The sequence below is a fragment of the Saccharopolyspora sp. genome (assembly GCF_017434145.1).
Lineage (GTDB): Bacteria > Actinomycetota > Actinomycetes > Mycobacteriales > Pseudonocardiaceae > Saccharopolyspora_C > Saccharopolyspora_C galaxeae.
The window spans coordinates 1-10,245 of sequence record NZ_JAFRFW010000731.1 but is presented as its reverse complement, the minus strand read 5'-3'; the positions used below and the strand labels follow the sequence as shown (position 1 = coordinate 10,245).

General features: G+C 70.0%; 11 protein-coding genes and 1 riboswitch. Of the genes, 9 read left to right on the top strand and 2 right to left on the bottom strand.

The window, feature by feature from the left end; all coding sequences use genetic code 11:
- The coding region (locus IJH84_RS19880) for an SbcC/MukB-like Walker B domain-containing protein (protein ID WP_295147397.1) at positions 1-733 on the top strand (733 nt) is incomplete at its 5' end.
- 12 nt (positions 734-745) lie between these two features.
- Here the strand turns inward: IJH84_RS19880 and IJH84_RS19875 are convergent.
- Positions 746-1,648, bottom strand: a complete 903-nt coding sequence (locus IJH84_RS19875) for a DNA-3-methyladenine glycosylase (protein ID WP_295147394.1) — start codon at positions 1,646-1,648, stop codon at positions 746-748.
- Between the two features lie 97 nt (positions 1,649-1,745).
- On the opposite strand from IJH84_RS19875, the gene IJH84_RS19870 reads away from it, so the two are divergent.
- The 5 genes from IJH84_RS19870 to IJH84_RS19850 all read left to right on the top strand — a co-directional run bounded on the left by IJH84_RS19870 (position 1,746) and on the right by IJH84_RS19850 (position 6,697).
- Positions 1,746-1,931 carry a hypothetical protein gene (locus tag IJH84_RS19870; protein ID WP_200073255.1) on the top strand — a complete coding sequence of 62 codons (186 nt, stop codon included), beginning with the start codon at positions 1,746-1,748 and terminating at the stop codon, positions 1,929-1,931.
- 139 nt (positions 1,932-2,070) lie between these two features.
- Positions 2,071-3,150, top strand: a complete 1,080-nt coding sequence (gene ychF, locus IJH84_RS19865) for a redox-regulated ATPase YchF (RefSeq protein WP_200073256.1) — start codon at positions 2,071-2,073, stop codon at positions 3,148-3,150.
- 565 nt (positions 3,151-3,715) lie between these two features.
- Entirely contained in the window at positions 3,716-4,999 is a 1,284-nt protein-coding gene (locus IJH84_RS19860; RefSeq protein WP_295147388.1) for an adenosylmethionine--8-amino-7-oxononanoate transaminase, read from the top strand.
- Positions 5,000-5,001: 2 nt separating this feature from the next.
- Positions 5,002-5,700, top strand: coding sequence for a dethiobiotin synthase (gene bioD, locus IJH84_RS19855; protein WP_295147385.1), 699 nt, complete (start codon positions 5,002-5,004; stop codon positions 5,698-5,700).
- Between the two features lie 40 nt (positions 5,701-5,740).
- Positions 5,741-6,697, top strand: coding sequence for an FAD-dependent oxidoreductase (locus tag IJH84_RS19850; protein ID WP_200073263.1), 957 nt, complete (start codon positions 5,741-5,743; stop codon positions 6,695-6,697).
- A 6-nt stretch (positions 6,698-6,703) separates the two neighbouring features.
- On the opposite strand, the gene IJH84_RS19845 is transcribed toward IJH84_RS19850, so the two are convergent.
- Positions 6,704-7,003, bottom strand: coding sequence for a 4a-hydroxytetrahydrobiopterin dehydratase (locus tag IJH84_RS19845; RefSeq protein ID WP_200073264.1), 300 nt, complete (start codon positions 7,001-7,003; stop codon positions 6,704-6,706).
- Between the two features lie 71 nt (positions 7,004-7,074).
- Positions 7,075-7,185, top strand: a riboswitch (TPP riboswitch).
- 99 nt (positions 7,186-7,284) lie between these two features.
- Here IJH84_RS19845 and IJH84_RS19840 point away from each other — a divergent pair.
- The 3 genes from IJH84_RS19840 to IJH84_RS19830 all read left to right on the top strand — a co-directional run.
- Positions 7,285-8,316 carry a thiamine ABC transporter substrate-binding protein gene (locus IJH84_RS19840; RefSeq protein WP_295147378.1) on the top strand — a complete coding sequence of 344 codons (1,032 nt, stop codon included), beginning with the start codon at positions 7,285-7,287 and terminating at the stop codon, positions 8,314-8,316.
- Entirely contained in the window at positions 8,313-9,908 is a 1,596-nt protein-coding gene (locus tag IJH84_RS19835; protein ID WP_295147375.1) for an iron ABC transporter permease, read from the top strand. Before IJH84_RS19840 ends, IJH84_RS19835 begins: the two co-directional genes overlap by 4 nt.
- On the top strand, positions 9,908-10,245 hold a 338-nt coding region (locus IJH84_RS19830; RefSeq protein ID WP_295147370.1), incomplete at its 3' end, for an ATP-binding cassette domain-containing protein. The genes IJH84_RS19835 and IJH84_RS19830, both read left to right, overlap by 1 nt.

Below are 10,245 nucleotides of genomic sequence, written 5' to 3'. Positions count from 1 at the left end.
CTTCGGCGTCGACGCGGGCACCGAGGTCGGCCTGGAAGTCGCGGCCGAAGCCGCCACCACCGCCCGCGAGGCCGCTGAACGCGCCATGGCGACCGAGCAACGCCTGGACCAGCGCCACCGCGACCTCACCGACCTGGCGAAACGGCTGCGGAAGGAATGGGACGAACTCGGTCCCGCGAAAGCCGAGTACGACGAGCTGGACGCGCTCACCGACGTGGTCAACGGCCGCGGGCAGAACGCGCGGAAGATGTCGCTGCGCTCGTCCGTGCTGGCCGCGCGGCTGGAGGAGGTCGCGATCGCGGGCACCCGCCGGCTGCAGCGGATGAGCGGTGGGCGCTACTCGTTCGTGCACTCCGACGCGGCCGGAGCGCGCGGCACGCGCGGCGGGCTCGGGCTCGACGTGCTCGACGACTACTCCGGGCGGACGCGGTCGGCGAAGACGCTCTCCGGCGGTGAGTCGTTCATGGCTTCGCTTTCGCTGGCGCTGGGCCTGGCCGACGTCGTCGCCGGTGAGTCGGGCGGGGCGCTGCTGGACACCCTGTTCATCGACGAAGGTTTCGGCACGCTCGACGCGAACACCCTTGATCTCGTGATGGACACGCTGGACGAGCTGCGCGCGGGCGGGCGGGTGATCGGCCTGGTCTCGCACGTGGACGAGATGCGGCAACGGATCGGGATGCGGCTGCGCATCCGCAAGTCGCGGGCGGGATCGACGATCGAACTCGACGCTTGACCCGCGGAGCCCTCAGATAGGTCGCTGGTTCGCCAGCCACAACAGCATCCCGGCGTAGGAACGCCACGGGCGCCAACGCTGCGCGTGAGCTCGCAGCGCGCCGGGCCGGTCGGGCAGTCCGAGTTCGGCGGCGCCGCGGCGCATCGCGAGATCACCGTCGAGCAGCACGTCCGCGGCCCCGAGCACGCGCAGCGCCACGTAGTTCGCCGTCCACGGGCCGATGCCCGGGAAAGTTTGCAGCTGCGCGCTGATCTCATCGGCGTCCCGGCCCGGTTCGACCAGCAGCGAGCCGTCCGCCAACGCCTCGCACACGAGCCGCAACGCCTCGGTGCGCCGCTTCGGCCCGGTGAGCACTCCGGTGACTCCGGACGCGATCGCTGCGGGTGTGGGGAACAGCCTCGTGATCGTGCCGCCCGCGCAGGTCAACGGCTCCCCGAGGGCTTCGGTGAGCCGTTGCGCCGCGGTACGCGCGGCGGCCACGGACACCTGCTGCCCGAGGACGGCCCGCACCACGATCTCCGCGCCGTCCACGCTTCCGGGGACCCGGACGCCGGGGTGCTTGCGCAGCATCGGAGCGAGTGCCGGGTCGCCGTCGAGGACTTCGGCCACCGCGGCCGGATCGGCGTCGAGATCGAGCAGCCTGCGCGAGTGCGCGATCGCGCTGTCCCGGTCGCGCTGGTCGGCGAGCCGCAGTGTCGCGGCGACGTGATCTCGCCGAGGCCGCAGCGTCACCGTCCCCGCACCGTGCGCAAGTCGCAGCGCACGGGAGTAGTGCTCGGCCCCGGCGTCCTCCACGCCGCCGACCGCGCGGGCGCGCAGGAACCCGAACAGGGCCGCTGCGTCGAGCGGAGGGCGGAACGGCAGGCGAACGTTCAGCTCGTCGTCGGTCGAGGTCGGGCAGGGCTCGGTCGGCACGGCGTCGATTCTGGCAAGGCCACCGACATGCCGTGGCACGCGAACGCTCGGCGCGGAGTAGGTGACACCGGCTCGATTGATCCCTAATGTCGGCTTCATGGCAAATTCCACGACCGCACGCGGTTTCAAGATCGCCGGTGGGGTGGCGGCGGCGATGCTGGCGCTGACCGTCACCGCGGGCTGCAACGACCCCGCCCCGCCGCCACAGCAGCAGCAAGAGCAGCAGGACGGCGACCAGCAAGACGACCAGCAGGACGGTGACGAGCAGGAGCAGGACGACTGACTCCCCCGCGAGCCGATGCGTCGGAGTGAACGGACCGCTGGTCCGAACGAATCGGGCGAAGAGTCCGTTCACTCCGATCGCTGCGCACGTCAGGAGGGGTGGGCGGAGATCGTGCCCGTACCACCTAGACTCACGGCCCGTGAGTCTCACCCTCGGAATCGTCGGGCTGCCCAACGTCGGTAAGTCCACCCTGTTCAACGCGCTGACCAGCAACGACGCGCTCGCCGCGAACTACCCGTTCGCGACCATCGAGCCGAACGTGGGCGTGGTGCCGTTGCCCGACGGCCGCCTCGGCGAACTCGCCGGGATGTTCTCCTCCGAGAAGGTGGTGCCCGCCACCGTCTCGTTCGTGGACATCGCGGGCATCGTCAAGGGCGCGTCCGAAGGCCAGGGGCTGGGCAACAAGTTCCTCGCGAACATCCGCGAGGCGGACGCGATCTGCCAGGTCATCCGCGTCTTCGACGACAGCGACGTGGTGCACGTGGACGGCGACGTGAACCCGGCCGATGACATCGAAACGATCAACACCGAGCTGATCCTCGCCGATATCCAGACGCTGGAGAAGGCGCTGCCCCGGCTGGAGAAGGAAGCCCGCACCCGCAAGGACAAGCGCCCCGCGCTGGATGCGGTGTACGAGGCTAAGGAGATCCTCGACGGTGGCACCACCCTGTTCGCCGCGAACAAGGGCACCGAGGTGCCCGAGCTGCGCGAGCTGAACCTGCTCACCACCAAGCCCTTCCTGTACGTGTTCAACGCCGATGAGGGCGTGCTGGCCGACGAGCAGCGCAAGCAGCAGTTGCGCGACCTGGTGGCGCCCGCCGACGCGGTGTTCCTGGACGCCAAGGTCGAATCCGAACTGATCGAATTGGACGAGGAATCCGCCCGCGAGCTGCTGGAGTCCGTCGGGCAGCCGGAGCCGGGCCTGAATGCGCTGGCCCACGCCGGGTTCCACACCTTGGGCCTGCAGACTTATCTGACCGCCGGGCCGAAGGAGGCCCGCGCCTGGACGATTCCGCAGGGCGCCACCGCTCCGCAGGCGGCCGGGGTGATCCACACCGATTTCGAACGCGGTTTCATCAAGGCCGAGATCGTTTCCTACCCGGACCTGATCGAGGCCGGTTCCATGCAGGCGGCCCGCTCGGCGGGCAAGGTCCGGATGGAAGGCAAGGAGTACATCATGTCCGACGGCGACGTGGTGGAGTTCCGCTTCAACGTGTGAGGCCGCTGGAGTTTCGCGGTGGCGCGTCCCGCGGCAATTCGGTTTCGCGGCGCAACCCGACCGGTTCATTGTCGATCGGTTGACCCCCGATCGGGGTCACGTCACGCGTCGATCGGCAAATTCCCGGGGAATATCGCCGGCATTTCAGCTCGTCCGAGTGAAATGTTCGGCCCGGCCGGTCGCGCAGCGCGCGCATCGGGGGCTGCGCACCAGGAACCTAATACCCTCGTGATTCGCACCGCGTTACCGGCCGCTTTATGTTGGGCGCATGCAGCTCATCACGTCCATCTGCGGAGACTGCAACGGCAAGGGTTGCGGTAACTGCGGGGGCACCGGCACGATCACCATTCTGGAAGACTAATCCGCGAATCCGCGCAGAAACCCGGCGTGGAGTTCCGGGTGAACTGCGGGAGGCGGTGATCAACCGCACCGCGCGGGGCTGTCACTCGGCATCGCGGTCGATCCGATCGACGCGCCACAGCGATCCGGCGGCGAGCACGGGCCCGAGCCGGCGCTACCGGGGCGGCGTCCGCCCGCGCGCCCGGACTGCGGAATCATGCGGCGCATGCAGTCCCATCGAACCCTGCTCGACCTGGACCGGGAACACGTTTGGCATCCCTACGGCGCGATGCCCGCGACGACCGAGCCGCTGCTGGTGGACTCCGCGGAAGGTGTGCGGTTGCGGCTGGCCGAACCGGTCGGCGGGGTCGGCGAACTCATCGACGGCATGTCGTCGTGGTGGGCCGCGATCCACGGCTACCGGCACCCGGTGCTCGACGATGCGGTGCGCGGGCAGCTCGACCGGATGAGCCACGTGATGTTCGGCGGCCTCACCCACGAACCCGCGGTCGAACTGGCCGAACGGCTGGTCCGGATCACCCCGGAACCGCTGCGGCACGTGTTCCTGGCCGACTCCGGCTCGGTGTCGGTGGAAGTCGCGATCAAGATGTGCCTGCAGTACCAGCGCTCCACGGGGCGCGCGCACAAGCGGCGGCTGCTGACCTGGCGTGGCGGGTACCACGGTGACACCTGGCACCCCATGTCGGTGTGCGACCCGGAAGGCGGGATGCACCACTTGTGGGGCTCCGCGCTACCGCCGCAGATCTTCGCGGAAGCACCGCCCGCGGAATTCGACCCGGCCTATGCCGATCACCTCGCCGAGCAGTTCGCCCGGCACGCCGAAGACGTCGCCGCGGTGATCGTGGAACCCGTGGTGCAGGGCGCAGGAGGAATGCGGTTCCACTCCCCGGAGTACCTGCGGGTGCTGCGGGAACTCGCTGACGAGCACGACGTGCTGCTGATCTTCGACGAGATCGCCACCGGGTTCGGGCGCACCGGCGAGCTATTCGCCGCCGACCACGCCGGGGTCAGCCCGGACGTGCTGTGCCTGGGCAAAGCGCTCACCGGTGGGTATCTGACGATGGCCGGAACGCTGTGCACGCCGCGCATCGCCGAAGGGATCTCCGGCGGGTCCGTTCCGGTTCTGGCGCACGGGCCGACGTTCATGGGCAACCCGCTGGCCGCCGCGGTGGCCCGGGCGTCGACCGATCTGCTGCTCGGGCAGGACTGGAAGGCCGAGGTGAAACGCATCGAGCGCGGGCTCACCAGCGGACTCGCTCCCGCCTGGGACCTGTCGGGAGTGGTCGACGTCCGGGTGCTCGGAGCGATCGGAGTCGTCGAGCTCGATCACGACGTGGACATGTCCGCCGCGAGCAGCGCGGCGCTGCGCAGCGGGGTGTGGCTGCGGCCGTTCCGGAAGCTGATCTACACGATGCCGCCGTACGTGACCGGGGACGACGACCTCGCCGCGATCTGCGCGGCCGCTCTCGCCGCGGCTCGGGAGGGCTGAAGATGTTCCTGATCGTCACCGGAACCGGCACGGAGATCGGCAAGACCGCGGTCACCGCCGCGGTCGCCGCGCTCGCGCCGGGGAGCACAGCAGTTGTCAAACCCGCGCAGACCGGGGTCGAACCCGGCGAAGACGGTGATCTCGCGCAGGTGCGAGCGTTGACGGGGCCGGTCACCACCGTCGAACTCGGCAGGTATCCGGAACCGCTGGCTCCGGCGACGGCGGCGCGCCGGGCCGGTGCGGAGCCAGTGCGGCCCAGCGCCGTCGCGGATGCAGCGCGGGAACTCGCCGGCACGCACGATCTCGTGCTCATCGAAGGCGCAGGCGGACTGCTGGTCCGCTTCGACGACGAAGGCGGCACGATCGCCGACATCGCCTCCGAACTGGAAGCTCCGGTACTGGTCGTGACGCACGCCGGCCTCGGGGCGTTGAACGTCGCCGCGCTCACCGCGGAGGCGTTGCGCACGCGCGGGTTGCGGTGCTCCGGTGTGGTGATCGGCGACTGGCCGCGTGAGCCGGACTTGGCCACGCGGTGCAACCTGGCCGATCTGCCGGAAGTCAGCGCGGCACCGTTGGCCGGGGCGTTGCCGCACGGCGCGACGGCTTCAGCCGCGTTCCGCGACATCGCGCGGACCGCGCTCGCTCCCGAACTCGGCGGCACGTTCGACGCCGAAGCGGTCCGGCGAGCGCACATCAGCTGAAGAACCACCGCCATCCGGCGGCGCTGCTAGCGTGCCGAGCATGCCGCTCGAGGAATCTGTACTGGTCATCGGTGCCGGCGTGGCCGGGTTGAGCACTGCGGTCACGCTCGCGGAAACCGGAACCCCGGTGCGCATTCGCACGTCGGAACACCCGCGCGCGACGACCTCCGCAGCCGCCGGCGCGATGTGGGGACCGGCGCTGCTGCAACCTGCCGACCGGGTGCTGGGCTGGGTCACCACCTCGTACCACCGGTTCGTCGAACTCGCCGCGGACCCGGCGACCGGCGTGCACCTCGAGTACGGGCGGATGGCCGCGCGCTTCGACCTGGGAGACCAGGTGCCACCCGAGGCGGAACTGCTGCCGGATCTGCGCCGCTGCCGGCCCGACGAACTACCGGAAGGTTTCGTCAGCGGCTACCGCGGGACCGTTCCGCTGATCGACATGCCGCGCTACCTGGACCACCTCACCGAACGTTTCCGCGCGGCCGGCGGGGAATTGCTGCACAGCCCGGTGTCCTCGCTGGCGGAAGCGGCCGAGGAAGCGAGCGTCGTGGTCAACTGCACGGGAGTCGGCGCGCACGAACTCATCGGTGACCCCGGTGTCCGCCCGGTGCGCGGTCAGCAGGTCGTGGTCCGCAATCCCGGGATCGACGAGTACTTCGTGGAAATCGGACCGGGCGAGGAGCCCGTCGCCGTCATGCCGCACGGCGGCCACGTCGTGCTCGGCAGCACCGCCGTGGAACACGACTGGTCCCGGACCGCCGAGGGCGGGACGACCGACGGCATTCTTCGCCGTTGTGCGCGAGTTGACCCGCTGCTGTCCGGGGCCGTCGTGTTGGAGGAGAAGGTCGGGCTGCGTCCCGGCAGGGACGCGGTTCGGGTCGAGGTGGAGCGATTCGGTGGTGCGAAGATCGTGCACAACTACGGGCACGGCAGCTGCGGGGTGGCGCTGTCCTGGGGCTGCGCCACCGAAGCAGCCGAACTCGCGCGCGGTTGACGAAGCTCAGGTTTGGGAGAGCGCGTCGACGACTCCGTCGATCTCCTCGGCCATGGACACGTCCTTGGCGGTGATGCCGCCTTCGGAATGCGTGCTGCAGTAGAACGTCACCTTGCGCCACCGCACGTCGAAGTCGGGGTGGTGGCTCTCGTTCTCGGCGATCTCCGCGATCCGGTTCACGCCCTGGATGGCCTGCGGGAAGCTGTCGAACTCGACGGTCCGGGACAGCCGGGTGCCGTCCTGCTCCCACTCCGGCAGGCTTCGCAGCGCTTCGGAAACCTGCGTGTCGTTCAATAGTCCGGTCATGCCCACATGGTGGTACTTGATCGCGCCGGATGCGACCTTCGGGCATCCGTTGGCGTGGTCGGCACGTAGACTGCTCGCGCCACGGGAGTCCAGCGCGCTGGGCTGAGAGGAGGGGCGCTTCCCCTCGACCGTCCGCACCTGAACCGGATCATGCCGGCGCAGGGAGGTACCGCGATCCGCTCGACGTCGCGTGGCCGATATCGGCTCGCCGTTCGGGAGGATCGTTGCCCCGCTTATCACTGTCCCCTTCCTCGCAGCACCGCTCGTTGCGATGGACCGCGTTGGTCCGGTGGGTCGCGGCGGTCGCCGTGATCACGTTGACCGCCGGATGTTCGCTCCTGGTCGGCCAGGAGCCCGCGCAGCGCACGGTGACCTTGGTCGCGCACGACTCGTTCGTGGTGGATCCCCGGCTGCTGGCGGAATTCGAGCAGCGTTCCGGAATCCACGTCGAAGTCCGCACCAGCGGCGACGCCGGTGAGCTCGCCAACAAGCTGGTGCTGTCCAAGGCAGCGCCGCTCGGGGACGTCGCCTACGGCGTGGACTCGACCTTCGCGTCCCGCACGCTGCGGGAAGGCGTGTTCGCGCCGTACCGGGCCGCCGATGCCGACCAGGGACCGCATCGCTACGCCCAGGACCGGCAAAACCGCCTCACCGCGGTGGATGTGGCGGACGTGTGCGTGAACATCGACACCGAGTGGTTCGCCGCGCACCGGATGCCGGAGCCCGCGACGCTGCGAGACCTCACCGAACCGCGCTACCGCGGCCTGACAGCCGTTCCGGATCCGACGACGTCCTCGCCCGGCTTGGCCTTCCTGCTCGGGACGGTCGCTGCGTTCGGCGACCCGGGATGGCAGCAGTACTGGCGGGAACTCGCGGCGAACGACGTCAAGCTCTCCTCCGGTTGGGAGGAGGTCTACAACCAGGACTTCTCCGCTGCCGCCGAACACGGGCCACGCCCCATTGAGCTGTCCTACGCCTCGTCGCCGGCCGCGGAGGTCGGCGACGACGGCAAGCCGCGCACCAAGGCGCTGCTGGACACCTGCTACCGGCAGGTCGAGTACGCGGGCGTGCTGGCCGGGGCGAAGGACCCGCAGGGCGCTGGTCAGTTGGTTGACTTCCTGCTGTCGCGGGAGTTCCAGCGCCAAGCGCCGGAACAGATGTACGTCTACCCGGCGGTGGACGGGGTGCCGCTGCCACCGAACTGGTCGGCCAGCGCACCGCTGCCGCCGCGACCGGCCGAGCTGCCCGCGTCCGAAGTGGAGCGGAATCGGGACCGCTGGGTCCAGCAGTGGCGAACCTTGGTTCGCGGATGAGCCCGCACAACCGGCTGGCGGTCCCGGCAGCCGCGAGCGTCGTGCTCGGATTTCTCGGGCTGTTCTTCGCATGGCCGGTGGCAGCGATCATCGGAATGGGGCTGCACGGGAACGTCGGCGAGGTGCTGGCGGAGGCGTCGACCTGGCGGTTGGTGGCGTTCACGCTCGGACAGGCAGCGGCGTCCACAGCGGTGGCGCTGATCGCGGGCGTGCCGTTGGCGTACGTGCTGGCTCGTTCGTTGATCCCGGGCCGTGCGGTGCTGCGTGCGGTCGTGACGGTGCCGTTCGTGTTGCCGACGATCGTGGTCGGCATGGCCTTTCGCGCGCTGTTCGACGTCGAGTCCGGTGCGGTTCTGCCGATCGTGCTCGCCAACGCCTTCTTCAACGTCGCGGTCGTGGCGCGCACGGTGAGCGGGTTGTGGACCCACCTCGACCGTCGGGCCGAAGACGCGGCCCGATCGCTGGGAGCGTCGAAGCTGCGGGCGTTCACCTCGGTCACGTTGCCCGCGCTGCTGCCTGCGCTGGGGTCCGCGGCCGCCGTGGTTTTCCTCTTCTGCGCCACGAGTTTCGGTGTGGTGCTGGTGCTGGGCGGCGGGCAGTACCGGACCTTGGAGACCGAGATATACCTGCGCACGGTGCAGTTGCTGGACCTGCCGGGTGCGGCGGCGCTGTCGCTGTTGCAGCTGGCGGCGGTCGTGACGGCGTTGCTAGCGGCCTCGTTCGCGCGGCGCCGCAGGGAAACCGCGTTGCGCCTGCGGTCCGCAGCGGGCACTGCGCGCCGTCCGCAAGGCGCGCAGTGGCTCGTGGTGGGGGCGGCGGGCCTGGTGGTTTGCGGATTGCTGGCGCCGATCGCCGGCTTGCTGGTGCGCTCGGTGTCCACAAGGGATGGTTGGGGCCTGGCGGGATATCGGGCGCTGCTGGGCACCGGGCAGCAGGGGACGTTGGAAGTCACCGGCCTCGAGGCCGGGTTGAACTCGGTGCGCACGGCCGTCGACGCGACCTGGATGGCGTTGCTGCTCGGATTGCTGGCGTCGTTCGTGCTGGTCGCCGTGCGGCGGCGCGCGCTCGCCGAGTCCCTTGACGTGGTGCTGATGGTGCCGCTCGGAGTCTCCGCGGTGACCGTCGGTTTCGGATACCTGATCACGCTGCACCTGTTGCCCGGCGACCTGCGGACTTCGCCGCTGCTGGTGCCGTTCGCGCAAGCTCTCGTGGTGACGCCGCTCGTGATCCGCATGGTGTTGCCGGTGCTGCGGTCCATCGATGACCGGCTTCGACAGGCGGCGGCGACGCTCGGGGCCGGGCCTTGGCGGGTGCACCGGGAGGTGGACGTGCCGTTGGCGGCGCGGTCCGTGCTGGGCGCGGCCGGGTTCGGATTCGTGGTCGCACTCGGCGAGTTCGGGGCGACCAGCTTTCTCGCCCGGCCGGACGCGCCGACGTTGCCGGTCGCGATCGGGCGGCTGCTGGGCAGGCCGGGCGAGCTGAACACGCAGATGGCGTACGCGGCGTGCACCTTGCTCATGATCGTCACCGTGCTGGCGGTCGTACTCGTCGAACGGTTGCGGATCCGCACCGACGCGGTGGAGGAATTCTGATGGGGCTGGAACTGCGCGGTCTCACCGTGCGTTTCGGGGCGGTAGCAGCGGTGCGCGATGTTTCCTTGGCGTTGCGCGACGGGGAAGTGCTGGCTTTGCTCGGTCCGTCCGGTTGTGGCAAGTCGACGTTGTTGCGGGCCGTCGCCGGGCTGGAGGAGCCGGCTGCCGGCCAGATCCGGTGGGACGGCCGGGACCTCGCCAGGGTGCCGGTGCACCGGCGCGGGTTCGGCCTGGTCTTCCAGGACGGGCAGTTGTTCCCGCACCGCGACGTCGCCGGCAACGTGGGCTTCGCGTTGCGGATGCGCGGTGTCGCGCGGGCCGAACGCGGCGCGCGAGT

Bases quoted from the DNA above. Each gene is read 5' to 3' on its own strand.
- IJH84_RS19870 (WP_200073255.1), top strand. From the start codon at position 1,746: ATGGCAAATTCCACGACCGCACGCGGTTTCAAGATCGCCGGTGGGGTG.
- IJH84_RS19860 (WP_295147388.1), top strand. From the start codon at position 3,716: ATGCAGTCCCATCGAACCCTGCTCGACCTGGACCGGGAACACGTTTGG.
- bioD (WP_295147385.1), top strand. From the start codon at position 5,002: ATGTTCCTGATCGTCACCGGAACCGGCACGGAGATCGGCAAGACCGCG.
- IJH84_RS19850 (WP_200073263.1), top strand. From the start codon at position 5,741: ATGCCGCTCGAGGAATCTGTACTGGTCATCGGTGCCGGCGTGGCCGGG.
- IJH84_RS19845 (WP_200073264.1), bottom strand. From the start codon at position 7,003: ATGACCGGACTATTGAACGACACGCAGGTTTCCGAAGCGCTGCGAAGC.
- IJH84_RS19835 (WP_295147375.1), top strand. From the start codon at position 8,313: ATGAGCCCGCACAACCGGCTGGCGGTCCCGGCAGCCGCGAGCGTCGTG.